Genomic DNA, 26,345 nt, shown 5'->3' with positions numbered 1-26,345 from the left:
TAAGTCGGGAAGAGGAATCTCAAAACTTTAAAATCAGCTTTTTGAGTTCGTCGGCACGATGGCTTTACCCCATCCGGGAAGAAATGTACAGTCCTAGGCTTTGATAAAAGTTTTTATATGCCAGCGCAAGGTCGGGTAACGCAGTTCTTCAGGTTGCTGCCGATCAGGCGCTTTTTATACCCCCTAGCAAAAACGAAAGTGGCAGTGCGTAAGCACTACCACTTTTCATTATGCCGTTTTATATTCCAATACCGGTGGATCTCCACGCATAAGCAGCTCAGCTGCTCTGCGGTCATGAATCCACAAATCAAGTTCATTAGGCTTTAAGATCACCGGCATTCGCTCATGAATCTCCGCGATGGATTGTTCTGCGGCGCGTGTCAGAATACAAAATCTTTGTTCATCGCCGTAATTGTTCCAGATGCCAGCTAAATACACCGTCGCTGAATCCGGCATCCGGAAGATGAACTTTCGCTTTTCCTTGTTCCATTCAAAATAGCCAGTGGAAGGAATGACACACCGCTTTTTTTCAAGGCCAGACTGAAATGTTCTCTTTTCCGCTGCGGTTTCAGACCGCGCATTAATGATCGGTCGTGTGCCTTTCCATGCTGGGAATCCCCAGGGCATTGCGGTGGCCAGGTGACCACCGTTATTCCCAGCTATGAGTACCGGGGCTAAATCCGTGGGGAAAACTTCGCCGGTTTTCACTGCCGGATGTAGCTTCTGCACCTGCTCTATAATATCGCGAATGCCAGGATCATCGTCCACATAAACGCTATATCTACCGCACATCTTTAGCCTCCACAAACCAATTACTTTCCTCAAGGAACAGATAGGTACGCGTGCGCCCTATCCGTACCAGATACCGGATGCCCGCGCCACCGACCTTTGTCGATGCGGCCGGCCGAATGTCCAGCACCTGATCTATTTCAAACGTGCGGCCGTCATCCCATTTGACTGAAACAGGGATGATCTTGCCGTCTAGCTGATATTTTGCCAACACTTCTACGTCAACCCGCCTCATGAAATGCTGCCTCCTCCATTAAGATATCCTGTCGGGTGGATGGTATTCTCACCCTTGGGATTCATGTGTGCGAAATCTTTGTCAGCCATCACGATTCCGCGCCGCACGCAATTATGACCATACCGCCGGCGCAGCCAGTCTACCGTTAGCTCGAGCTTCTGCTTTTCTTCTCGTTTTTGCCAGTCACAGAACATATCCAGCTGGATGACTTCATTTTTATGAGAAAAATCCGATACGTTGACACCGATAGAGCGAATGGGTTCTTCCCAGTGGTAGTGTCTTTGAAATAAGGCAAAGGCCGCGTTGGAGATTTCCTCCGTCAGACAGGTGGCATGCTCCAATGTGCATTGCCGCGTGAAGGAACGTAGCTTGCAGTCCCGCACTGATATGGACACGACGCGCCCCAGAAAGCCGTTATCCCGCATACGCTCTGCTACGCTGTCTGACAGGACATAAAGCATCAATTTAACATCCTCGTCGTTGACCAGATCGCGCGGCGTGGTGGCGCTGTTACCAATGCTCTTGATCAGGCACTCGTCGCCGTAAGTAGCGACGGGAGAAGTATCATAGCCGTTTGCAAACCGCCAAAGCATGATGCCCCATTTGCCAAATCGCAGTTCTAGCATTTTCAGGTCTGCCTCGGCCAGCTGGCCGATAGTGTGAATACCGACGTCGTAGAGCTTCCGTGCAGTGGCACTACCGACATAAAGAAGATCTTTTGCAGGCAGTGACCAGACGATAGACTGAACGTTTTCCTTTCGGATAACGGTTGTGGCGTCAGGTTTTTTATAATCGCTACCCAACTTCGCAAACACCTTATTAAAGCTGACGCCGACAGAGGCCGTGATGCCCAGCTCGTTTAGAATGCGATGACGTATGGTATTAGCTATTTCTTCTCCGCTACCAAACAGGCCGACGCTGCCGCTGACGTCCAGCCAACATTCATCTATCCCGAACGGCTCCACCTTGTCAGTGTAATCCAGATAAATTTTGCGTGCCATATGTGAAAAGCGAATGTACTTATTGTAGTTCGGTGGAAGCGTCACGAGGTTGGGACATGTCTGTCGAGCTTGCCAGATCGCCTGGCCAGTCTTAACGCCCCTGCTTTTAGCAAGGCGATTTGCCGTTAGAATAATGCCGTGGCGCTGCTCGGCATCACCTGAGACGGCTACCGGTTTATCTCGCAGTTCAGGGCGGTATAGCAACTCAACTGAAGCGTAGAAGTTATTGAGATCCGAATGGAGTATAACGCGTTCCAACTTGCTCACCTCAATGAATGAACGTATGTTCCTAATTATAGGCGCATAGGGTCACAAAATCAAGTGGAAATAAAGATAAATAATAAGGATTAACTCTTTCCATTATATCAATTTAGTTACCTTGTAATAATTGTCAGATTAAGTATAATTAATGGGAATAGTTTACTGAAAATTGAGGTGGAGTACAATGAATAAAGTGTTTCTTTCGCATAGCAGTTCAGATAAGTCGTATGTCTCTTATATAGCAAATCAGTTTGGGCGAGATCAATGCGTCTATGACAGCTTATGTTTTGAGACCGGTATGAAAAACCTAGATGAAATATTTAAAGAAATGGACAAAACAAGTATTTTTGTTATATTCATTTCAAACAGTGCGTTGGACTCAGAATGGGTACAAAAGGAATTAGCAATTGCGCAAGACAAGTTGAACTACAACCCTCAAAAGTTAGCACAATTATTCCCTATAATTATCGATCCCGTAATAAGCCACACTGATTCTCGAATTCCTGACTACCTAAGGAGAGGATTTGCTTCTTACAACCTACGAGTCATTTCCAGTAATGTTGTTGCTTATAGAAAGATTAGAGCGCAACAAATGAAATACCTTATTGATAATCATTTATTGTCAAGCGAAGATATGGAATGTTTTTATGGACGCGATGAAGAAATATCTCGATTTAAAAAAGTTTTTGACTCAGGAAATGGTATTAACTGCGTTATAGCAAGCGGTTTTACGGGCATTGGAAGAAGATCTTACTTACTTCAATCTTTAAAAGAAAGTCAAATAATAGAAACTTATTATAGTCCTCCTATTATCTCATTAGACTCAATGTCATCAATAGAAGACCTAATTGTAAAGCTTTCAGAGATAGGCTTTGGTAATTACTCTCTTGAAACCGTTACGGCATTTTCTAGTATTGAGTCCAAAATCAACTGTTTAGTGGAAGTACTACAGTGTATACAAAATTATCAAGAGCAGGTTATAATTTATGACAACGACGCTTTGATTACTAAGAACGGCGAAATTATATATTGGTTTAATAATGCACTAAAGCAAATTAGGCCAGAGGTAACAGTTATTATTGCAGCAAATAATAATTTAAATTTTTATTTTTCGCGAGACAATCCTACTGTGTTTGCCCAACCCTTATCATCACTTTCCTATTCTGAGTGGGCTGGATTGATGAGGGTATATGGAAAGGTACGAGGCATCGAACTTGCTCCTGACGACAGAACCTATTTTCGGGAAATACTCACCGGTTATCCGCCTCAAGTTAAGTATTGTGTTGACCTTATGAAAGAGTCTTCAATAGAAGAAGTAAAAAGTAATCCCCATTTAATTATTGATAATTTTTCGCAAAAAGTAACAGCTATTCTAGAATCAGCAATTCCTGTAGAAATGCGTGAGGATGCATATGGCTTATTAGCATTTGCGTCGTCATATGGCGTTGTTCCTACTGATTTATTATTAACTGTTTTAAGAATAAAGCCCTCCTATTACAAAATATTTGGTCTATTTAAAACTCTTACAATTTGCCGATATTTAGGTGTTGCTAATGAGTATGTTGAGGTAAATCCAATAATCAGTGATTATATTCAGCGGTCCCATTTTAGTTTGCCATCTGATATAGAATCAGTTTTAAACAAAAGACTTTCAGCATTCAATGAATTAATAGAGTCAGCCGATAAAACTAAAGCTGAAGATTTTGAAAGTATTAAGTATTATTTAAAATCAAATATTATGGCTGGCAAAGATATCCCTCAACGATTCATGTACTCTACGCTCTATTTGTCGTCTATATATGATTTATATAACCATCAAAAGTACCAGCAGGTTATAAGTATAGTAATAAAACTCAAGGAAACCCAGGCGTTTTCAAGATATGATTTACCTGTACAAATCAAAATCCAAGGATATTATTGCAGAGCCCTCGCTCGTGAAACAGCTCAAGCGTTTTATACTGAAGTAGAATTTTTTAGCCAAGAAGACAATGCAAAAGATATTAATGAGTACAACTTTCTTCGCGGTTTTATGTTTCGTCATAATTCCGAATACGGAAAAGCATTAGAGCGATATAAGCGGGTGCTCAGTATCCAACCGCGCCACAGAAGCGCAATGCGAGAAATTGTAATTGTTTACAGGGGACTAGAAGATTATGAAAGTGCTTATGAATATGCAAAAACTAATTATCTGAGCGATTCAGAAAACCCCTATCAAATTCAACCGTTTTTCGAAATACTTATAAGAAAAAATGAATCTGAAAGAAAACCGGAGGAGGAAAGATTTATTAATGACATGCTTGAGACAATAACACGCATTAATTATACTAGACCTAATACAACATATTACGAAGTTCTTGGGCAGTATCACGCATACATAAAAAAAGATAAAAATAGCTCGCTAAGCATCTTGCGTGAGGGTATAGAAAAGTTTCGTGATTCATCATATATAATTAAATCCTTATTTGATTGCAGCGAATTGTTCGGCGATAAAGAGCAAATGAAATATGCCCTAGACCAAATGAAACTCTTAATAGATAATAGTAAGTCTATAAAGGTAGCTTACCATATTAGAACTGCATTGTATTACGCATATGAAAATAAGCCTAAGGATTTTATCTGCAACTATATTAATGCGTTAAGCGGAATTAATGACGAAGCAAAAGAAAGGATTAAGAAAAGAGTATCTTTGATTTGATTGTTCTTTGCATTAAGTAGATTCCCTACATTTAATCGTATAGGAAAAAGAGTTTGGTTAAGTTATAACGGCTACTTTATGGGGATGGTCATAAACATTCAAGGAAGTTTTTTAGAAAGCACAAACCTATTTCTTCACGTGGCGAATATCTAAACGCTTATTTCCCAACAAGTTTGGGAAATAAGCGTTTTCTTTGATAAATGTGTTTTAGGTCAAAACAATATCGAAACTTGTATTATTTGGCAATATAAGATATTATAGTTACAATGTATTTGCTAGGAAGGTGACACCATGGCTATTCAATATATTCAGGGCATGCGCCACTCAAATTCAGCACAATATGCTGTTGTTGATCTGCAAGATATATACTTAGACGAAGAAAATCCGCGCTTTGCATCGACTACTTTGCTACCAGTGTTAACAGACAGTTCACAGTTATCCATTATTAATTATCTGGTGGAATACGCAAATGTCATAGAGCTCGCTGAAAGTATTAGCAAAAATAAAGGACTTTACAATGAAGATATAGCATCGGCGTATATTAAAGATAATAAGGTCATTGTACTTGAAGGTAACCGTCGTATTACTGCTTGCAAAATACTTGTGAATGAATCCTTAATAAATGAAGATTTACGGAAACGCTTTCCACTTCCTACCGTTGACCCTGAGACAGTAAAAAATTTGAAAAGAGTGAACCTAATTATTTATGATGAGAGTACTGATGCACAAAAGTATATAGCATCCAAGCACACTCAGCCAGACATAAAAAAATGGTCAACTATTGAGCAATACAATTATTACTGTTCTCAATTTAAAAAAGGTAAAAGTATTACTCAGATAGCCAATGAAGTTTCAATTAAAAATATCAAATCTATAGAATCTAAAATACGAGATTATATTTTATTTAGAAAAATTTTTGAACTGGTAAAAAATAAACACCATACTTTACCCATAGAAACTGCCGCAATATTACCAGTGATCACTCAGTTCATGCCGAAGATTCTCAATAAAAATATCGAGTTTGGATTAGACTTAGAATTTGATCAAGAAACCCTAGAATATACTCCGCTCCCCTCACAGCTAGAATTGTATGATCAAATTTTATTATTAATTGGAGAAGCTTTTTTTGCCCGACCAGAAGCAAAGAAAAAGGTAGAACTAGATCAACGCTCCAAAAATGATAAATACCGCATCAGTACAGATGAAATAAAAGGCAAGGATAAAGTTAACCCATTAATAAGATCAGATGTAAGAATACCAGGATTAAAAAAGCTAATTTTGAAATTCCGTAATGAAGATATAGAGGAACAAAGTTTCAGTGTAGATTTGGGCAATATTAAGCCTTTTCCTGAAAATTCACCAAAAAGTAACTTTATCCATTTAATACCTACTGACATTAATAATACAGATAAAAGAGAGCCAGCTCAAGCGGAGCAACCAAATCTGAATCTTAATGGGTATAACAGAGATAATGCCACAGATAAGAAAACATTTGCATTAAGAGAAAAACAAACATCTTTTTTTGCTGATTTGAAAATTGAAAATCTGGATCCAAGTATGCCTGAAAACAAAGGATTGGTTGCGGTTGCCAAAGAAATTGTGGCCATATCCAAAGCAGATGGTTGTTCGACTTATTACAAATTTCCTATTGCCTCAGCCTTTTTATTGCGCTCATTAATTGAACAGACTATTACCAGACAATTGAAGAAAGGCAATTCATATAAAAGGCTAACCAATCAATCTAGTAAGCCGACGCCCGAACTTGGGGCAATGATTGATGATATGCTAAAAAGTTATAGGAATAAAAACCTGCAAGATTTTAACCAAGATAAGCTTCTAGCAAAAGACTTTAATTCCTGCTTTGAGGGTATGGCTACTAAAGACCAATTGGATAAGATTGTACATAACCCAGCTGAATCACACCCTAATAAAGTTTTTCTGGATAATCTTTCAAACGCGGGTTTGAAAAGCTTGATACAAAAGTTTATAGACTCTTTTGAGTAACAAGAAAAGGATGACCATGGTCATCCTTTTCTTGTTAGTTGGGCATATGTATATTCTTTATTATAAAAAGGTATAAGCTTTTGCACTAATCTGTGGGCGGATTGGTAATTAGTGTCTACTAGGGCATTTAGAAGTTCATCCTTTCCTTCTTTGCTTAGTTCTCTGTAAATGGCATCCCACTGTTGTGTAATTCCTTGTGTTTCGTAGAAACTTCTGTAAATGATAAAATCACGAGGTAAAAAAAGTATCCGGTAGAATTCATCAATATCAGTGCCAAAAGCACGGTTAAAAAAGTTTTCTCCCTGGGCAACAACACCCTTTGTGACTAATAGGATAGCAGAAATAGCTTGTAAGTACTTTTTGTTCCAATGAGGTCCTATATGGCTTCGATCTGTTTTACTAATTGGCATGTACTTCATTGGAAATGAAAAAATAGATATATGTAATTCTTTTGCTAAATCAATATTAAGCTTAAGCCTATACCATAATGAATCGGGCCTATCATCAAAATTATATAGCATATAGTTAGAAAAGTGGTTAATTCCACATTCATAAGCGGTGACTATAGCGCGTCGATAATTTTCTACCGCCGCAGGATTATAATGGTCAAATGCGATACGAACTGGATTCAAAGGTAGCTGAGCTAATAATTCCATTTTTTCAGGTGTAATTCGTGCTGCCTCTAATCCCTGATTAAAATCAATAAAGCGTTTTAGTGGTCTTTTATGCATACGAAGAATGTCATTAATGAATTCGGTGTTCGCGACTAAGAAATTGTCTTTATCATTTGTTGTATCGAGTTGATCTAAAAATTCCTTATATGCATCTCCATGCTTTGAATTCTTTAATTTTTGATGTTGACCTTTAAGAAAATCTATAGCCCGAGATAAGATTTTAGGATGCATTCGCTCATTATGCCTTTTAGTCAAGTATTGTTCAAAAGGTGTTTGTTTGATAAAGGTTGGTTCCTTGGTGAATCCAACAGCTTTTAAGTCATTAACGAGTTTTTGCATTTGGTCAACTGACAAATTAAAAATATTGTTATCTAATAAAAGAAGATTCCTTTTTTGACCGAATTGAGAATTCACGTTTTCAATTTGGTCGCGAATATTATTTGTAAACTGATAGTTTGGCTCAAGCAAAGGGACAGCACAAAAGGCGCAATGATTTGGGCATCCACGTGTAGTATACGACAAATAATTATCTCCTGCAGGATAATCATATTCTATTTCATCTAGGATACTATAGTCTAACGGTAACATATCAATATTTGTATGATCCTGCAATCCCAATACCTCAGCATCGGTTAATTGTCCAATCAGTATATGGCAATTCCCGATATCTTGTTGCAGCTGTTCCGTCAGAAGTGAGGCCATGATACCGCCAATATAAATGCAAGAAGGGTCAATGTGCTTGCTGTAATGCTTAATAGTCTCGACCGTTTTATGATAGTAAAATGTAAATAAAGTCGTTATATATACTCTATCAATGCTTAGATTTCTAAACTCGTTCTCCGCCATATTGCCTTTATAAAAAACCACAGAATCTTGTCTGTTTTTATGAAATGTGCTTATTTTCATTAGACCCATTGGCGGATACTTGTTTTTATAATTAGGTTCGACAAGCAAAATATTCATTTAGTGTACTCCTTAACAACTCATCTAACTTATTATTATAATAAATAATTTCCAAAAGTAAAACACGTCAGAAATATTATTACAGTTTTCTTATTACTTCCATACTGGGGTAATTTTCAATAAATTTTAATAATTATCGAACATTTTCGCCGTGATTTCATAAAGTCGTGCCGCCTGATCCGGTGTTCCGGGGACTTTCCGCTCAATTGTTATTCGCCCTTTACAATGAGTGGCGGCGCAATTTCCATTGACGTTTGCAATAAAAAATTTATTGCACTTAGCGGCGGGTGACGGTACTTTGATTCTGTCTCTTCCTCACTAAATTGCGCACATGCGCTACATAAATCAGTCGCTACCCAATAGCACCCGCCAGAGCAAGCGTTGTCTGCTATGCAACCGCATACGCGGCACACCGGCTCAGTTCTAACCCGTTCAAGTATGTAGTTCTGCCAGCTTTGATTATCCGCCAAGCAGGCCATAGAATTATCGTCTATAATTCGGCACGCCAGTGCGAATGCTCTCTGCAATTCATCTATCCGGTCGGCACCGGCAATACAATGGGACGCCGCCGTGCGCGAGATACCTTGTTTCTGCTCAGTACCGCCAAGCATATTTGCTGTGCAGCGTAACGCTTTGGATTCATTTGCTGTTTTCATGTTTGTACCTCCAAATTATATTTAATCTGCCGGGTATAACCGCCCGGCTCGGCATGTTGATGCCTATGATGGACAATCATCATGGACTGTCGGCGGCAAGCGGTCTGCCTGCTTGCTGCCTTAATTGCAAAAAGGCTCTTTTCGCGCGGACTGTCACAGCAGAACGTGGAATAGCGGAGCGCCGCGATACGGATGCGGCGTGAGCATATGCCGCGAAAGCCGCTTGACCGGACGGAAGAAAAGTTTTAGGGCGCGGACGTAAGACGGAACCGGAAACGGCATCTTAGCCGCTAGTCAATCCAAATCATATTACGCTTCATATCGTACACATAGAAACAACTATCCTCTTTAACCGTTCTTTGGAACTTCAAATAAGTATCATTGCTTTCAATTAATAAAAGTTCTGACTCCATAGCATGCAAAAATAAAACACATGATTTGGGAGAAGCAATAAGTAAAACATTCGTATAGGTCAACAAGTTGCCGACATTCAGGGTTAAACCAACAATAAGTCCTACTACAACGCTGCGAATAACTAGCTGAATACCGTTATTAAAAATGATTCTTAGTGTAAAAAGGCCAAGCAGCCCTATGCAAATCACCACATACACGAAAAGCAAATTGTACCGTCCATACCGCTTTCCAAAAAGAGGAATACCGTTCCGCTTAAAATCCTCATGCTTAGATTTCATTTTCGTTCTCCTTTTAATTATAGTTGTTTAGCTGGAGCCGCAAGCAGGGGCAGGCCAGTTAAGACCGGCCGTCTGATCGAGCACAAATTCTATTGAATGAAATATTCGCCTCCTTTGCCCGCCCACGGGAATTATCATTATTCTTTATTTGCCGGGTGAATTTACCGCCAAAAGGCGGTAAAGAGGGCAGCGCCCTATTAAACCAGTCGTCCGCTTTTACTTGTGCCCGCTTTTCAACAACGAAAATAGCGGACACCTTTTATGTCTCACAAGAACTGATATTTATTATTTTCTATCTGTAAAGATAGAATTATATATTATTGCTTATAGTGGGTCTGCTGGTTGTAGTGTACCAATTTGTGCGAGTACAATTTGTGATATACCAAAACTTGCGAAGCGGTGAAATCTTTAAAAAACATGCAATCCCGGCGAGTTTTCAACAGGTCATTTTGCCATCAGATTGCATTTGGATGTTAACCAGGTAATTGATGAAGGATCGTTTGAAGTATGATACATGATTCTTTATATTGGCGTCTGGATTGAGACTGCGTTCCATGTGCCCAAGGAAGCCTTCAACGCAATCATAATCGACGGCGGCGGCCTCTACGGGGCTGTAGGGATCAAATGAAAGCTCGGTGATAAACCCAACGACAACGTTGATCAGACCTGCCGGACGGCTCTTAATCAGCTCGTCAAAGCCGATCTGCCGGCGTATAGTCTCGGTAAGCTGTTGCGGGTTCTGAACGGTTGGCTTACGCTTTCTGCGACGCTTAGGTGGCTTTATTTCTCTGCCTTTTAAGCGCTCCGCAAACCGCTCTCGGCGCTCTTCAAGCTGAAGCAGCCCTTCTACATGATCGGGCTGCGGGTTAAGCATGATGCTGTTTGAGATATAGCGGCCATATTCATTTTTTCGGTGAAACACAGTTATGTAATGGAAGCACAGCAGCTCGTTGAGGTATTTGTAGTAGGAATTGACACAGATATTCAGAAAGCTCAAGGTAAATTCGATCTGCGGCGTACAGACGCTTTTATTACCAGCAAAGCTGCAAAAATAAGCGTATAGTGCTTTTGCCTTGCGGCTAATCCGTCGGTCAGTCATGACCGCCAGGGGAATCCGGCCATAGCCGAAATCGCGCAACCCGCCGGTGATGTCAAACCGTCTGCGACGCTTTTCCTCGGCTTTGGCCAGAATCGAAGGATTTTGCAGCAAAATAATCCGGTTGTTACACCACTCTTGCCGGCTGGTTTTATGCTTCTTGACGTCGATATAGCCTCCCTCCTGAAGCTCTCGGAGGTAGGTGTAATAGGTGGCGGGGGAAAAGCCCAGGTCGTTTAGAATCTTGCCGCGCGGCGGGTAGCAGCTGAAGCTATTACCTGCGTAAGCACAGAAATAAGCATACAGCGCCTTAGCATCGATGCTCAGGCTGCCTTCGAGCGTGACGAGCTTTGGAATGATACCATAGCCTTTTGATAGAATCCCGTTGCTTTCCATGTCCTTCTCCTTCTGCCGCAGTACGTCCGATTTTGGGTGCACTTTAACAGACCGTCACGAGCCTGCTTTTTTTGAAAAAGCGGCCGTGCAGCCCACAGTGCGTGTTGCGGCTATAAAATGTTATTGCTGATCTGCTTGGCGGTAACCACTGACATCAGTGATCACCGGCAAGCCGACAAGCGGCTTTGCCGCCAGAGGGTGTTCCCCCTCTGGACACCTCCCACTCGCCGTGTGGCAGGAGCCGCCGTCTTATAGGGACGGCAGCTCTGCTGCGGTAGTGTTTGCATCGGCACACCGGACAAGCCCCAAGCGGTTGTATTGGCTACGCCAATCTCCACCGCCGAGCACGGGGGCCTGTCCGCGTGCTTCGATGGGATTACTCTAATACCTTGGCCAGCATAAAATTCTGACTGCTGTATTCTGCATCACTAATGGTGTGCAGTTTGGCCAATGCGCTTCTGGTCGTTTCTGCAACCAGCACGTCGCCCGTGAAGGTCAACTCTTCAGTCAGGGTGTTAATCATGGCCAAACGGCCGTTCTCGGGGTTATATGCGCCCATTAGAGCCAATTCTTCCAGATTAAAGCATACATTCATTTTTAAATCCTCCTATTATCGTGCCATGTCGTGTTGTATAGCGGCGCGTCCGGTGTGCCGCTGAGCGTTCAATCGGTCGGCCTCGATCTTGGCATCTGCCAGCTTATCTTTTATGGGGCGTGAAGCTTGCTTTTCCCGAAACTGGTCTTTTCCCGATTCAGATAGCCCTTTTTCGTACTGCCACTGGTTCATGGGCGGGAAGGATTTGCCGGATTCCTCATAATAGGTTTTTGCTACAAAATATTTTAGGCTCTGATCATCATTGAGAACCTTGGCGCTAACTGCATTGATACCGCGTATGTCTATTTCTTCTCTGAGATCTTTTTTGAACGCTTCCGGGTCGATGTAGGTACATGTTTCGGAAAAGCCATGCCCATTATGAAGAACAATTTCTGCGATTGGTGGTGTATCAGATATATCCGGTGCGTGGTGTAATGCTGCATAAAAATCTTCAATTTGATTATTAACCAAAGTAAGTCGTTCCTCTAAAACGTTTTTCTCAGTGACAGATGCAGCATACTCGCCTCTACCATCTGCCCCCTCTGGCGCCCCCTGAGTGCGACCAAAATAGATTAAGTCTTCATTTACAACATTTAAACTATTCTTCAGCCCATCACGTTTTGCCAACAGTAGCTCTAGCTCCGACGGCTCAGGTATGTCTTCTACTGTGATTTCGCCTTTATTGAGCATATCAGCATATTTCTGGCAAACACTCCATCTACCCCGGTAAATATCGGTATCCAAATCCCAGTCCTTGTTAATGTTGTCATATGTATACCTTATAATGGCGCAGGTTTCTCCGATATCCTCTGCGTTATAGCTGACCTGTGGTTGTGTAGCAACTGGGGGTGCCGGTTCTTCCGTAGCCTTTAACGCCTCATGCCCCGTTTGAATTGGTTCCGTCCTCCCGCTAATAAAAGAACGAATTCTTGACAATAACGTTTCCTGCATAACAAAAAGCCTCCTAACGTGCCATATCGTGTTGTCTGGCGTTATGCCGCGTTCTGTTTTCTTCAACTATCGCATTTACGGCCTTCATATCGTCTCCCCAAGCCTTATCCCACTTGTCGACCAGTGTTTGCTCAGCAGGCTTTAGCAAACTACGCCACTCCTGCGTGCGGGGGTCGTTTGTTTCGCCCTGCCATAATGTGTAGAGTTCATCTTCATGCATGCGCTGTGTCAGAATGTCCGAAACCTCCTGCCAGTTGTCGGCGTTGATTATTTCTCCCGTGCTGGTATCCAGCCAAGCCAGTGTGTTTTGACCCTTATCGGATGTATCCTTGTAGGGTTCAAGCCCAACCGCAATCATCTTTTCGGTCAGCTCGGTTTGATGCAAGCCGTTTAGGTTGTCAAGATCACTGGCCACCAAATCCCAACCATCATAACCGTGTGTTTTTCCTGTTGCGATATCTTTCCACATCAGGAAATCTTCGCTGAATCCATCAACATAATAAGGGATCTGTCCAATATCCCGCATTCGCGCGGCCAGATTGGGGTCCTCTCGGGTAATCAGCTCACCGTACTTCACCTGGGAATATTCACGCAGGCTTTCAGTCAACTTATCCCATTGCGCTTCAAAGGCCGAGTGCATATACCCATAGTCGATTGAGACAATCTGCATGGATTTCCCGTTGGCAGGGTCATGGACTCGGAATAGTCCCTCATAATCTCGATTATCAACCGTTGCAACAAAATGAAGATAGTTATCCTCATCGAAAGCATGCTCAGAAAGAACAATCTCTTTGCTGCGCTCTATCAGCTCCATTTCCGCACTGTCTATAATTTGCAACGCGCCGTTCTGAATCACAGTCAACGACTGCTCCAGTACCTCCAGCTGAACACTGCCGCTCCACCCGGCGACGTAGCCGAAAGAATATTGAGAAGAATCAATTCCAAAGTGCTGGCAGACAACATAAGCCACGCTCTCGGCTTGCACCTCAAATGCCTGACGGTCACGTTCCGGGCCGGTCTTGTTGCTGTGCAGCAACGCATGAGCTATTTCATGTACGGTTGTCTTAACAGCCTGCTCTTGGCTGACGCCTTTACGGATCACAATGCGTTGCGCCTCGTAGTCACAGAAACCATTGGTTCCAGCCCTTGCGATTTCGTCAAAGGCAATCGGATAAGGGGATATCTTTTGCAGCGCTGCCATCAGGTGGTCGTATTTGCCGACGTCACCGGTAAGCCGGTGTGCCAGCTCCGGCAGCTCCTTGCCGCTGGTCTGGGAAACATCAAAGACATATGTAACCTTAAACGCCATACGTTGTACTTGTTTTTTCACTGGCTCAGGCAGTAGATTTCCGTTTTCGTCATGGGTGGCATCAACCGTAATCTTGTAGGGGGAAGGGGCCAGAATTTGCAGGCCCTTTTCCCCTTTGTTAATGCCGCGCCCAAGCGTTTTCCAGGCATTGAAACCTGCCACGCGCGTGGCATTGGGATTTTGCAGATAAATTAGCATCGAATTTCTGAAGCTGTACCGATGAAAGCGGGACAGGGTGTTCAGATACTCAGCGTATTTGCCGCTGCTGAAGACGTTTTGTACGCCCTCCTTCAGCTGATCGGTGAGTGCTTTGACTTTATCGGCCTGGCTGATTGTTGCGTCGCTCATTTTGTGCCGTCCTTTCCCTGCATTTATATTTTACGCGGCAGTAAATCTGCTCCGGCGTATCCGGTAGGTCGAAAACCGGTAGCGCGTGTTCGCTTTCGGGAAAAAGAATCTTCAGCGCTGCCTGCGCCTTTGTAACTTCGTTGGCCGTGCCGTAAAGATAGACCTCCATAGGCTTACTCCCCTGAACCTTGACTGTCGCTCTTCTTGCTATCTCCTACAAAGAAGGGACGCTCGACGTTGATTTCAAAGGTGTTTCGCTTAACACCCTCTTTATCGGTAAATTCGCGGGTCTCAATCGTACCCTCTACACCGATGGCTTTACCCTTGTGAAAATGCTGCGCCACAAAATCTCCAGTATTGCGCCACGCGACGCAGTTGATAAAGTCGACCTTCCGGTTACCGTCGCCGCCCTTATAGGCACGTTCAACAGCAATTCGGAAGTTGCAAAGCGTCGTTCCCTGCGGGGTGGTTTTTCGCTCCGGGTCGGCAGTAAGCCGCCCGATCAGAATGGTTTTGCTATACATAGCTGTCTCTCCTTCTAAAAATGTCAGGATATTTTACGGTTGAATTCAACCTCGGTCACATTAGAACCCAGCGGATCTTTAGTCCCGTGAAATTCGCTTTCGTCGTAAACCTTGCGGAATTTCGGGTCGAAGTCTGGCACAACCTCCGCCAACAAGCGCTTTCTCCGTAGCCACCACAATCCGCCAATGGTGCCGGCAGAGGAAAGCGTAAAGGCTCCGGCAGCCAGTGCAACCATTTTCTCAGTGGTCATTCCTGCGGCTTTAGGCTCTTCCTGCGGTGCTTCTTCCACCTCTGGTTCTGGCACGGGTTCCGGTTCCGGCTCAGGCTCCGGGTCTGGGATGGCGGCAGGCTCAGGATCGGGCGGCGGCGTAACAGGTGCCGGTTGAGACGGGGCGATGATGCCCGGCACGGCTGTTACCGTTGTGCGCACCGGCAGTTCCAGCATTTCGGAGGCGTTTCCTGCCTCATCAACCGCCTTGACCGCCACGGTGGTGGTACCTTCTGGGATGGTGTAGGTCAGGTTGCCACCGTAGATCTTGCTGCCGTTGTATTCGACGTTGTTGACGTAAATCGCCTTGACGCCGGACTTTTTATCTTCTGCGCGAATGTTCACCACTTTATCCTGCTGTGCGGCCGTCACGGTCGGCGCGGCTCTATCAAAGCAAACAATATCCAAGGAAGTTTCTTTGACTGTACCGTCCTCGTTTTCGACCGATGCATAAACGGTCGTGTCCTCAGAAATCCAGATATAGCGGCTGGAGGTCACGTCGGTCCAGTCGTCATCCTCGCCAGTCTTGGCCATAATCGCCTTCAGGCCGATGCTATCACCTGCGGTGATCTTGACCTTAGCGCGGTTGGCGCTTGTCCACTCGGGCGCTTCAATGGTAAGCTTCAGCGTGGACTTTACTGTACTTTTCGGTACCGCTTTGTTGACCATTGCGGAAAGGTCGCCATTCGGATTCACCGCCTGAACATGCAGCGTGTCCACGTCCTTCCCGATCTTGTAAACAACCGGATTGCCCTCATAGTACACATCATTGATAAAGATGCCGGTCACACTGTCGCCCCCGGTGGCCAGCGCCGTGACGGTCGCGCGGGTGTTATAATCAGAAAACTCAACGCTGCTGATGGTGATGGTCGAGACAATCTCGCTCCACCCGGGCACGCGTCGGATCAGCAGCGGCGAGTAGTCGCCGTCCGTGTTGTAGGCGCGCATTTCAAGATGCCGCGTTCCCTCTGGGATGGAATAGGCAACAGGATTGCCGTCAAAGAATTCGCCGTTGATTTCTATTCTGGTAATACCTCGAGGGGCAACCCCTTCCGCGGGTGTTTCGGCGGCTGTGATAACCGCTGTCGTATTGTCATAGGAGAATTCGCAGTCGGTGATGGCTAAACTGTTGACTTCCTCGGCCCAACCCGGTACGCGTTGACGATATACCGCGCTGCGGTCGCCGTTGACATCCACCACCTGCATTTCCAGATACTGTGCACCGTTGACGGTGAACACCGCGGGGTTTCCAGCGCAGAGCTTGTTGTTGACGTAGACACCCGCAATTTCGGTTTTGGTGGTCGCCGCCGTGATGGTGGCGGTCTTAATATCCGGGTCAAACGTTACAGTCTCAATCGTCAGCGTGTCGAGTACATCAAACCAACCCGGGACACGCACCGTCTGTTGTTCGGTTTTATTCCCGGCATTGTCCTCAGCGTAGATGGTAAGATAGTGTGTTCCATCGGGAATCTGATACTGTACGTAGCCACCGTTAAAGGCAGTCTCGCCGATATAGATGCACTTGACACCGCTGACTGTATCGGTGGCCGATACCGTGACCACCGTATTTGCGTTGTTGAAGCGAATGCCGGTGATCTCCGGCGCGCCCTTATCCAGCTTGTTGGAATAGATGTACTGATAGGCCATATTTCCGGCGCCGTCCTTTGCCCAGGCGTAATAGGTACCGTTGGCCGCAAGGGTGAAAACGCTGGAATCCTGCCAGGCGTTATCCTTTGGCGTGGTGCTGTTGGCAGTGATGGCATAGGCTGCGATACCCGTTTCTTCATCGGTGGCCATAATCGTGATTTGAGCTGTACCCGTCCAGTTTTCCGGCATTATTACTTCGGTGATAGTCGGTTTGGTGCGGTCAATCTTGCCCAGTACAAATTCAAAGCCCGAAGCTGAGACATTCCCCGCGATATCCTTAACCCAGGCATAATACTTGCCGTTGGCGCTGAAGGTAAAGCTATTGCTTTGCTGCCAGCCCGATACCGGCGGGGAGCTGCCGCCCGTTGTAACGGCATAGGCCGCAATCCCACTGCCGGTGTCGCTTGCTGTAATCGTTACGGTGCCGCTCATGGCCCAATCGGTCGGGATGTTGACCGAATCCACCACCGGTTTATCGGTATCCACACGGCTGACTGTGAATTTATAGGCTCCAGACACATTGCCCGCGCCGTCCTTTGCCCACGCGTAATAGGTGCCATTCGCTGTCAGTGTGAAGCTGCTGCCGGTTTGCCAGCCGGTGGCGGGGGCTGCGTCGCTGTTGGTCACAGCGTAGGTCGCCAGTCCGCTGCCGCCTTCGTCTGCCGCTGTAAGCGTCACTTTTGCACTGGTTGCCCATTCATCCGATACCGCAACGGCGTTAATCACCGGCTTGGTGCTGTCCACCTTCGAGACCGTGAATTTGTATCCCGGCGAGACATTGCCCACAGCGTCCTGCGCCCAGGCATAATAAGTACCATTACCTGTTACGGTGAGTGTCTTGCTTTCCTGCCAGTCGGTGGTGGGTGCTGTGTCGGTGGTGCTGACAGCGTAGGCGGCGACGCCACTGGCGGCGTCGTTGGCCGATATAGTCACGGTGTTCGACGCGTCCCATCCGGTGGATACCGACGCATAAGTAACCGTTGGGGCGGTGGTATCAATCTTGGTAATGGAGCAGCTCTTATAGGCGGTGTTGCCCGCGCCATCCTTAACCCATGCGTACCATGTGCCATTTTCGGTGACGGTAAAGTCCGGGGATTCCTGCCAGCCAGATGTCGGGGCGGTGCTGCTCTTCGTCAGCGCATAACCCGCAATGCCGGTCTCTGCGTCGGTAGCCGAAATGGATACCTTCCCTGATACTGTCCACTCGGTTGGAATGGAAATATCATTGATCACCGGCTTGGTGCTGTCCACCTTGGACACCGTAAATTCAAAACCTGCTGAGACATTGCCGACGTTATCCTTTGCCCAGGCAAAATAGGTCGCGTTGCTGTCCAGCATGAAGCTATCACTTTGCTGCCAGCCATAAGTTGGGGCTGTGCCGCTCTTTGTAACGGCATAGGCCGCTACACCGCTGCCCACGTCACTGGCCTTGACCGTTATAGAGCTGCCCGGGCCCCATTCAGTGGGGATGGTCACTAAATCCACGGCGGGTTTTGTTGTGTCGATCTTGTTAATGGTGAATTGATAGCCGTTTGAGATGTTTCCCGCGGCATCCTTTGCCCAGGCGTAATAGCTGCCGTTGGCGGTCAACGTAAAGCCGGTGCCGGATTGCCATCCCGTGGCAGGTGCTACGTTGGTGCTGGTCACAGCGTAGGCCGACAAGCCGCTGCCGCCTTCGTCTGACGCAGTAATCGTCATTTTTGCGCTGGTAGCCCATTCTTCCGGTACTGCAGCTGCACTGACAACAGGTTTGATGCTATCCACCTTGGAAACGGTAAATTCATAGCCTGTTGAGACGTTACCGACGTTATCCTTAGTCCACGCATACCATGTACCGTTACCGCTGACCTCCACACTTTTGCTGGTCTGCCAGCCGTCTAGTGGGGCCGTATTGGTGCTGGTGACGGCGTAGGCCGCCACACCGCTGGCCGCATCAGAAGCCGAAATCGTAACCATGTTGGAAGTCCCCCAGCTTGTTGACACTGAAACAGAGTTGACATTTGGCGCTGTGGTATCGATTTTGTTGAAATAGAAGTATTTATACGCGGTATTTCCGGCCTGATCCTTGACCCAGGCGTAATAAGTACCGTTGGCCGTGGCGGTGAAATCCGGTGAAGTCTGCCACCCATCTGTTGGCGCGGCGAGGCTTCGGGTGAGGGCGTAACCCGCGATTCCGGTTTCGGCATCGGTAGCCACAATGGAGATTTTCGCTGTCGCTGTCCAATCCTCCGGAAGAATGACGCCCAGGATGGACGGTGCAATGCTGTCAATCTTATCCACTGTGAATTTATAGGACACCGACACATTGCCAGCCTGATCCTTTGCCCACGCGTAATAGGTACCGTTTGCAGCTATTGTAAATTTACTGCTGGCTTGCCACCCGCTGGACGGGACGGTATCGGTGCTGCTAATCGCATATGCTGCTACACTACTTTCGGCGTCGGTGGCTTCAACCGTTACGGTACTGTTTGACCCCCACGCGGTGGGGACAGTTACCGAGGTGACAGTCGGCTTTGTGGTATCAATTCGGTTGACCGTGAAGGCATAACCGGCCGAAACATTACCCGCGGCATCCTTCGCCCAAGCGTAATAGGTACCATTGCTGGTCAGCGTAAAACTATTTCCCGTTTGCCAGCCTGTGGATGGTACGCTGTTCGTGCTGCTGACTGCGTATGTATTGATGCCGCTGGCATCGTCAGAAGCATTGATTGAAACAGCGTTGTTTGTTGCCCATGCATCGGGTACTGTAACAGCACTGACCACCGGTTTGGTGGTATCAATCTTGCTGACGGAAAACTCATAACCCGCCGAGATATTGCCAACAGCATCCTTCGCCCAGGCGTACCAAGTACCGTTAGTGGTTATTTCAAATGTTTTTTCTGTTTGCCAACCGGTTGTCGGTGCGGTATTGGTGCTTGTCACCGCATACGATGTTACGCCGCTGGCGGCGTCGGTGGCCGTAATTGTAATGGCGCTGGTGCTGTTCCAGCTTGAAGGTACACCGACAGAGCTGATTGTTGGCCCTGTGACGTCAATCTTGCTGAAGGTAAATTGTTTTGAAGCGGTGTTGCCTGCGCCGTCCTTCGCCCACGCATAATAGGTGCCATTGGCCGTGATGGTAAAGCTGCTGTCCGTCTGCCAGCCCGACGCCGGGACGGTGCTGCTCTTGGTCAGGGCGTAGGCCGCGACGCCGGTCTGTGTGTCTGCTGCCTTGATCGTGATTTCGGCGCTGGTTGCCCAGTCGGACGGGACGGTTATCTCAGTTATATCGGGGACGGTGTTGTCGATTCTATCAACCGTAAAGGCGTATCCGGCCGAGATATTCCCCGCAACATCCTTGGCCCAAGCGTAATAGGTGCCATTCATGCTGAAGGTGAAGCGATTACTTTCCTGCCAACCTGACCCCGGGGCGGCGCTTCCGCTTGTGGTGATGGCGTAGGCCGCAATTCCGCTGGCCGTATCGCTGGCTGAGATCGCCACGGTACTGCTACCACCCCATGCGGTGGGTACGCTAACCGAATCAACAATGGGCTTATCGGTATCCACCTTGGTAACGGTGAACTTATACCCTTCCGAAACATTGCCGACAGCATCCTTTGCCCAAGCGTAGTAAGTGCCGTTGGCAGTGAGTGTGAAGTTACTGCCGCCTTGCCAGCCGGTGGAGGGTGCTGTATTGGTTGTTGTCACCGCGTATGTAGCCACGCCGCTGGCGTCATCGGACGCGCTGATCGAAATAGTGCTGCTGGTTGCCCATGCATCCGGGACTGTGACAGTGCCGACAACCGGCTTACCACTATCTACCTTGCTAATCGTGAATTCATAACCCGCTGAGACATTGCCAACTGCATCTTTTGCCCAGGCGTAATACTTGCCGTTGGCGGTGACCTCTACATTCTTGCTGGTTTGCCAGCCGGTGGAGGGTGCCACATTTGTGCTGGTGACAGCGTAAGCAGCTACACCGCTGCCGGTGTCGGTGGCCGAAACGGTTACGGTGTTTGCTGCACCCCAGCTTGTGGGTACCGACACAGAACTTATGGTCGGCATTGTACTGTCAATCTTGCTGAAGGAAAAGGACTTATAAGCGGTGTTTCCAACGCCGTCCTTGACCCAGGCGTAATAGGTGCCATTCGTTGTGATGGTAAAGCTTCTGCTATCCTGCCAGCCGCCAGCCGGAGCCGTACTGCTGCTTGTCAGCGCATAGGCTGTGATGCTGGTGTCGGCATCAGCCGCGTTAATCGTGATTTTCGCCTCGGTTGTCCAGTCGGTTGGTATAGCAATCGACGATATGACCGGATCAGAGAGATCTATCTTTGCGATTTGAAACTCATATCCAGAGAGCGAGACATTACCGGCCTGATCCTTGACCCACGCGTAATAGGTGCCATTAGCCGAAAATGTAAACTGTTGACTGATCTGCCAGCCGGAGGATGGTGCAGAAGTACCGCCTGTAGTGACGGCATAAGCCGCAATAGCGCTTGTGTCATCCGATCCGTTGACAGTGACAGTACTACTCATGCCCCAGGTTGTGGGGATCTCCACCGAGGCCACGGTCGGCCTGTCTGTATCGACTTTGCTCACCGTGAATTCATAGCTATCGGAGATATTCCCTGCGGCATCCTTAGCCCAGGCGTAATAGCTGCCGTTGGCGGCCAGTGTAAAGCTGGTGCCGGATTGCCAGCCGGAGCCGGGTGCCGTATCCGTAATGCTGACCGCATAAGCTGAAAGCCCGCTGTCTCCCAGATCTGATGCTGAAAGCGTTACTTTGCTGGTTGTCGCCCATTCATCCGGTACGCTAACCAGTGTAACGGTGGGTTTGGTACTGTCCACCTTGGAAATAACAAATTCATACCGCGCCGAGACATTGCCGACATTGTCCCTCGCCCACGCGAAATAAGTACCATTGGCGGTAATCTCAATATTTTTACTGGCCTGCCAGCCCGTGGCCGGTACTTCACCGATGGTGCTTATGGCATAAGCAGCAAGGCCGCTGGCGCTGTCACTTGCCGATATAGTCACCGTGCTAGTTACGCCCCAGCCAGACGGCACCGTGACGTAGCTTATGGATGGGGACGTGGTGTCCACTGTGGTAACTTTAAATTGCTGCGATGCGGTATTTCCAACATTGTCCTTAACCCATGCGTAATAGGTACCGTTGGCAGTCAGCGTGAAGCTACTGGCTTTTTGCCATCCTCCTGTCGGTGCTGTGCTACTGGTCGCGACAGCATATTCCGCGATGCCGCTGCCAATATCCTGCGCCTGTATGGTGATTCCTGCCGATGTTCCCCAATCGGTGGGCATGTCCACCTTATTAACAAATGGGGCGATATCATCAATTTTATCTATCGTAAATTTATAGCCTTCTGAAATATTCCCCGCTTGATCTTTTACCCAGGCATAATAGGTGGCATTCGCCGAGAATGTAAAGCTGTTGCTCGTTTGCCAGCCGGATACCGGTGCGGAAGTGCCGCCCGTCGTGACCGCATAGGCCGCGATACCGCTGGCGTTGTCACTTGCCGAGATCGTGACAGTATTGCTGGTGCCCCATGTCGTCGGCACAGCCACAGAACTGACCGTAGGCTTTGTGGCATCCACCTTCGATACGATAAAGCTTTTTGATGCAGACACCGTATTGGTTGCGCTGCGCGCCCAAGCATAGTAATTGCCGTTGCCAGTCAGAGTAAACACGTTGCTGGTCTGCCAGCCAGAGGATGGCGCAACGTTTGTGGTTGTGATAGCATAATGCGTTGCGTTGGTGGCTGAAAGAGTAGCCGTATTGTTGGTCGCCCAGGTGCTAGATACCGATACCGTAGGCGTTGATGGCGTGATGATACCGTCGATTTGATTGCTCGTGCCAACAATGGTAGTGGAAGGAAGAACTATGCATGGGCGATAATTCAATCTAGCATTACTCCAGTTACTTGGCTTAATCCAATATATAGTTCCATTTGCCTTGATATAATAATTTCTGTGCGAATATGATTCTACTCTATCAATATCTCTAACATAATAGTCCTTATCAGATGCTCTCCGAGCATCCGTATTGAAAAAACTAATATAATTGCCTCCCCCTACCCAATCCCCAAATAACTCGTTTGCAGATAGTATAAACACCTTATTTGATGTAGTTGTATTGGTGGCAGGCCATATTTCTACACCATCCGGTTTAGTCATATTTCCAGGTACAGTAGTTGGGACATTTACAGTTATAAGCATATTTTGAATATTGCTGTTAAGCAGTGATTTAAAAGAATTATTTAAATACGTTTCAAGAGCCGAGCCCTTGTATATTGGTCTGTAATACCATTCATTAGAAGAGCCATCACTAGTATAGAAGTATCTTCTGTATTCCTTCATAGGAGTTGCATAGTATATTGTGTTTTTTCGCATTAAAAGCTGATTGCCGGAGGATAAATAGTCGTGGCTGACCAATATCCAGTCCTGATAAGTACCATCCTCTTTGATTTTAAATACCGTCCCGACCGGGTAATCTGCCAGTGCGGTAGCGGCGTTCGCCTTAACAGGTAGCAACGAAAACACTGAGACTACCACCACCAACGACACCAGGGCGCTAGCTGCTCGTTTCAAGATTCTTTTCATGCTGTCCACTCCTTATGATGTCTTTTCTTTATAATTCAGCGAATAAATGGGGTTTACATATTCGCCGTTCTCCAGTATCTCTAGGTGCAGGTGTGGCCCGGTAGACTGCCCACTGTTGCCGACCGTGCCGATCACCGTTTCACCGGCGGCAACCTTTTCACCGACTGAAACCCGTACCTCATCACAATGACCATACTTCATTGTGCGCTCCACACCGTCTGCATCTAGGATGATGTAGTTACCCATGATGTTGTCATGTCCAACATACCGCACGGTGCCGGAAAGTCCGGCCCGTATCGGTGTGCCGGTCGGCATGGCAATGTCCACCCCACGGTGCTGCTGTAGCTCTTTCTCTCCAATAGGGTCTACACGGTAGCCGTACAGGCTGCTGACATTGCCCGACCAATCTATATCAAAAGGGTTTGCATATGCTTGATGCGCACCCTTGGTTTCCATAAGCACGCCGTACCAGCTCACCAGGTCGTTTTTGGTGTCTTTCGCCATCTCCTTCAGGAGTATCGGCTCCATCGGCTTTGCGCGCAGCGTCACGTCCAGATGGTAATACTTATAACGATGAGGCTTTTGGCCTCGCCATTCATACCACTGGTGTGTGGTGAGTGTGTAGCGCTGGTCGAATATGTAATCAAGCTCGGTTTTTACATCGCTAAAGGTGAAGCCGGGATACTTGACGCTGAGATAACCCATGAGCTGAAAGGGATCATGCTCGATATCATCCAGATCATAGTGGAATTGGTCGATATGCTGCCATTCCCATGCGGTTGATATATTCTTGATCTCTTTGTCCAGCTCGGCTTCGAGCTTGGTATAGTAGCTGCTGGCGGCTTCGATCTCGGTATCCGGTGCAGCATAGGATGTAATAGCGGCCGTTGCACTGTCCATAAAGGCGCTAAACATAATTAGTACCAGCACTGCCACCGCAGCATAAATCGCTATCACGCCAATTGCGGGTCCCGCAATATAAGCGACGGCCAGCCGGATGAGCTGTGCAGCTTTTTCCGCCACAAAAGCTATAAAACGTTCCGTATTCTGTACGGCCTGTTTGCCCGCCTTCCTTTCAGCGAAGTTCTCCATCTGCCGCTTGCGAATCATGAGCTTTTTGCGCAGCTCTGCACTTCGGGAAGGTTTGCCGTGGCGCAACTCATAGGCCTTATCTTTTGCCTCACGCGTTGCGCGCTTGATTTCACGCTGCACCACGCGTTGGTCGTGTCCTTGCCGCCAGGCACCGCCGGCGCGCCAGCCTTCTCCCAGGCCGGTGGTTTGCCACTTTCGATGTTGGTTTGCAGACTGTATACCCTCGTTTTCGGACTGGTCAGCAAGTTCGTTTATTGCACGTTCAGTTTCCTGTTTTGTAGCGCTTAAACTGCTACCCCAGCCTCTTTTATGAGAAATTTTATCTTCTTCAAATTTAAGTTTGGATGAGTGAGGTATTCGATCCTCTTCAAATTTCAGCCGAGAAGGAGCCTTTTTGCCGCTGTCCGAAAACCTGAAGATGCGGTGTGCCTGTCTTTCTCCGAACCGCCAGTGCTCCGACTCAGCCCTGAAGCGCAGATTCTCATACTGATATTGTAAGATCCAGCTCTTAGAAGGCTGTATGTCTTTAAGTTTCTGCTCACTGTTTTCAAGCTGGTAAGTCGGTCGAACTAGCTGGAGCTTGGGCTTAAATCGTTGTGGATGTGCCCCAGCCATGAAGGTGGGCGGCTGAGAGCCGCTACGTCGGTCTGGCACAGCATTACCGGGTAGCTTCAGCCGATGACGATTGTCACGCGAGTCGCCGTAGAATTGACTGTTTGGGCGGTAAAGCAGGCGTTTTTTATATCCTGAGGATACTTCGGTGGATGTAGCCGCTCCATCCGGTTGTAATCGGCTTTGCCCAGTGAAGCGTAACCGTTGCTGCTGCGAATTCCTGCCGTCAGTTTCCAGTTGCCCCATTGGGAGACGCAGTCGGGCGGTTTGTTGCAAGCGCAATCTGCGTTTTGCCGGGGTGATTAACGAAGCGGTCAATGTATCCGCAGATTGAAGTTTATCCTTAAAGTGCAACAGGTTTTGTTTGCTAAATCGCAGTCTTGTATGCCGCTCCGTCGTTCCTTCGCCCACCAAATGGGCATCTTTGACGGTAAACCTATCGGTGGCGTTTCCAAAACGAATGCTCTGCTGAGCCGGTTCCCTATATTCCGTGACAGTGCTTTGCGGTTCTTGCCTTACCTCGCCTTCCATATTGGACGGTCGAGACGATTTCTGCTGTTCCGTAATTTTTAACTGCCGATGCCGGCGCTGGGCTGTTTTCAGATTGGAGGCACGATTTTTGTTTTCTGGCTGGATATTTGCCGAACCCTTGGGGCGAATCATGTCCTTTCCATCCATTGGCGGGGATACTACGGGTGATTCAGCCTGCGTGTATTTCAGCCGTTGCTTTGGCGACCTAAGCCTGAGCCTAGGTTTATCGTCACGCAGTCTGATTTTTACGCCATCCGGCTTTCGCACCTGCCGCCGCATGGTTTGCTTAAGTCGGCTGGAGGGTGTGGCAGCTTCAGCTTCGTCGGCAGTGGTGTCTTCGACTGGCACATCCTGTGGAGCGTGTCCAAAATGTCTGGCTTCCGCCTGATATTTTTCTTCACTCAAAGC

General features: G+C 47.0%; 16 protein-coding genes. 2 read left to right on the top strand and 14 right to left on the bottom strand.

Annotated elements, in window-relative coordinates:
• Positions 1-228: 228 nt before the first annotated feature.
• From RBH76_10595 to dinB, 3 genes are read right to left on the bottom strand one after another with little or no spacing between them, the layout of a single operon-like run.
• Entirely contained in the window at positions 229-792 is a 564-nt protein-coding gene (locus RBH76_10595; protein WMJ83171.1) for an SOS response-associated peptidase, read from the bottom strand.
• Complete coding sequence (locus RBH76_10590) at positions 782-1,024, bottom strand: hypothetical protein (GenBank protein ID WMJ83170.1); 243 nt, start codon at positions 1,022-1,024, stop codon at positions 782-784. The genes RBH76_10595 and RBH76_10590 overlap by 11 nt, the downstream gene beginning before the upstream one ends.
• On the bottom strand, positions 1,021-2,292 hold the full coding sequence (gene dinB, locus RBH76_10585) for a DNA polymerase IV (protein WMJ83169.1): 1,272 nt from the start codon (positions 2,290-2,292) through the stop codon (positions 1,021-1,023). Before dinB ends, RBH76_10590 begins: the two co-directional genes overlap by 4 nt.
• A 178-nt stretch (positions 2,293-2,470) precedes the next feature.
• Here dinB and RBH76_10580 point away from each other — a divergent pair, with 178 nt between their 5' ends.
• Both RBH76_10580 and RBH76_10575 read left to right on the top strand, forming a co-directional pair.
• Positions 2,471-4,981: a toll/interleukin-1 receptor domain-containing protein gene (locus tag RBH76_10580; GenBank protein ID WMJ83168.1), complete on the top strand. Its 2,511-nt coding sequence runs from the start codon at positions 2,471-2,473 to the stop codon at positions 4,979-4,981.
• A gap of 291 nt (positions 4,982-5,272) precedes the next feature.
• Positions 5,273-6,985 carry a hypothetical protein gene (locus RBH76_10575; GenBank protein ID WMJ83167.1) on the top strand — a complete coding sequence of 571 codons (1,713 nt, stop codon included), beginning with the start codon at positions 5,273-5,275 and terminating at the stop codon, positions 6,983-6,985.
• 20 nt (positions 6,986-7,005) lie between these two features.
• Here the strand turns inward: RBH76_10575 and RBH76_10570 are convergent, their stop codons facing one another.
• The 11 genes from RBH76_10570 to RBH76_10520 all read right to left on the bottom strand — a co-directional run bounded on the left by RBH76_10570 (position 7,006) and on the right by RBH76_10520 (position 26,342).
• Positions 7,006-8,622 (bottom strand): hypothetical protein, encoded by a 1,617-nt coding sequence (locus RBH76_10570; GenBank protein ID WMJ83166.1) that lies wholly within the window; start codon positions 8,620-8,622, stop codon positions 7,006-7,008.
• 209 nt (positions 8,623-8,831) lie between these two features.
• Positions 8,832-9,278, bottom strand: a complete 447-nt coding sequence (locus tag RBH76_10565; protein ID WMJ83165.1) for a hypothetical protein — start codon at positions 9,276-9,278, stop codon at positions 8,832-8,834.
• Positions 9,279-9,568: 290 nt separating this feature from the next.
• Positions 9,569-9,970 carry a hypothetical protein gene (locus RBH76_10560; protein ID WMJ83164.1) on the bottom strand — a complete coding sequence of 134 codons (402 nt, stop codon included), beginning with the start codon at positions 9,968-9,970 and terminating at the stop codon, positions 9,569-9,571.
• A gap of 436 nt (positions 9,971-10,406) precedes the next feature.
• Positions 10,407-11,462: a helix-turn-helix domain-containing protein gene (locus RBH76_10555; GenBank protein WMJ83163.1), complete on the bottom strand. Its 1,056-nt coding sequence runs from the start codon at positions 11,460-11,462 to the stop codon at positions 10,407-10,409.
• Positions 11,463-11,838: 376 nt separating this feature from the next.
• A complete protein-coding gene (locus tag RBH76_10550) occupies positions 11,839-12,057 on the bottom strand; it encodes a transposon-transfer assisting family protein (GenBank protein WMJ83162.1) in 219 nt (72 codons plus the stop codon).
• Between the two features lie 15 nt (positions 12,058-12,072).
• Positions 12,073-13,008 (bottom strand): hypothetical protein, encoded by a 936-nt coding sequence (locus RBH76_10545; GenBank protein WMJ83161.1) that lies wholly within the window; start codon positions 13,006-13,008, stop codon positions 12,073-12,075.
• Between the two features lie 13 nt (positions 13,009-13,021).
• The gene (locus RBH76_10540) at positions 13,022-14,665 is read right to left on the bottom strand and encodes an ArdC-like ssDNA-binding domain-containing protein (protein WMJ83160.1); all 1,644 of its coding nucleotides are present in this window, start codon (positions 14,663-14,665) and stop codon (positions 13,022-13,024) included.
• Positions 14,634-14,834, bottom strand: a complete 201-nt coding sequence (locus tag RBH76_10535) for a hypothetical protein (GenBank protein WMJ83159.1) — start codon at positions 14,832-14,834, stop codon at positions 14,634-14,636. The genes RBH76_10540 and RBH76_10535 overlap by 32 nt, the downstream gene beginning before the upstream one ends.
• Positions 14,835-14,838: 4 nt before the next feature.
• Positions 14,839-15,189 carry a single-stranded DNA-binding protein gene (locus RBH76_10530; GenBank protein WMJ83158.1) on the bottom strand — a complete coding sequence of 117 codons (351 nt, stop codon included), beginning with the start codon at positions 15,187-15,189 and terminating at the stop codon, positions 14,839-14,841.
• A 23-nt stretch (positions 15,190-15,212) separates the two neighbouring features.
• Entirely contained in the window at positions 15,213-23,702 is an 8,490-nt protein-coding gene (locus RBH76_10525) for a DUF6273 domain-containing protein (GenBank protein ID WMJ83157.1), read from the bottom strand.
• A 12-nt stretch (positions 23,703-23,714) separates the two neighbouring features.
• Positions 23,715-26,342, bottom strand: a complete 2,628-nt coding sequence (locus RBH76_10520; GenBank protein WMJ83156.1) for a M23 family metallopeptidase — start codon at positions 26,340-26,342, stop codon at positions 23,715-23,717.
• Positions 26,343-26,345 lie beyond the last annotated feature (3 nt).

The sequence above is a fragment of the Oscillospiraceae bacterium MB24-C1 genome (assembly GCA_030913685.1).
GTDB lineage: Bacteria > Bacillota > Clostridia > Oscillospirales > Ruminococcaceae > Yanshouia.
Note: the sequence above shows the minus strand (reverse complement) of the source record. Positions and strands in the feature narration are given on the sequence as shown.

Bases quoted from the DNA above. Each gene is read 5' to 3' on its own strand.
- RBH76_10595 (WMJ83171.1), bottom strand. From the start codon at position 792: ATGTGCGGTAGATATAGCGTTTATGTGGACGATGATCCTGGCATTCGC.
- RBH76_10590 (WMJ83170.1), bottom strand. From the start codon at position 1,024: ATGAGGCGGGTTGACGTAGAAGTGTTGGCAAAATATCAGCTAGACGGC.
- RBH76_10580 (WMJ83168.1), top strand. From the start codon at position 2,471: ATGAATAAAGTGTTTCTTTCGCATAGCAGTTCAGATAAGTCGTATGTC.
- RBH76_10575 (WMJ83167.1), top strand. From the start codon at position 5,273: ATGGCTATTCAATATATTCAGGGCATGCGCCACTCAAATTCAGCACAA.
- RBH76_10570 (WMJ83166.1), bottom strand. From the start codon at position 8,622: ATGAATATTTTGCTTGTCGAACCTAATTATAAAAACAAGTATCCGCCA.
- RBH76_10565 (WMJ83165.1), bottom strand. From the start codon at position 9,278: ATGAAAACAGCAAATGAATCCAAAGCGTTACGCTGCACAGCAAATATG.
- RBH76_10560 (WMJ83164.1), bottom strand. From the start codon at position 9,970: ATGAAATCTAAGCATGAGGATTTTAAGCGGAACGGTATTCCTCTTTTT.
- RBH76_10555 (WMJ83163.1), bottom strand. From the start codon at position 11,462: ATGGAAAGCAACGGGATTCTATCAAAAGGCTATGGTATCATTCCAAAG.
- RBH76_10550 (WMJ83162.1), bottom strand. From the start codon at position 12,057: ATGAATGTATGCTTTAATCTGGAAGAATTGGCTCTAATGGGCGCATAT.
- RBH76_10545 (WMJ83161.1), bottom strand. From the start codon at position 13,008: ATGCAGGAAACGTTATTGTCAAGAATTCGTTCTTTTATTAGCGGGAGG.
- RBH76_10540 (WMJ83160.1), bottom strand. From the start codon at position 14,665: ATGAGCGACGCAACAATCAGCCAGGCCGATAAAGTCAAAGCACTCACC.
- RBH76_10535 (WMJ83159.1), bottom strand. From the start codon at position 14,834: ATGGAGGTCTATCTTTACGGCACGGCCAACGAAGTTACAAAGGCGCAG.
- RBH76_10530 (WMJ83158.1), bottom strand. From the start codon at position 15,189: ATGTATAGCAAAACCATTCTGATCGGGCGGCTTACTGCCGACCCGGAG.
- RBH76_10525 (WMJ83157.1), bottom strand. From the start codon at position 23,702: ATGAAAAGAATCTTGAAACGAGCAGCTAGCGCCCTGGTGTCGTTGGTG.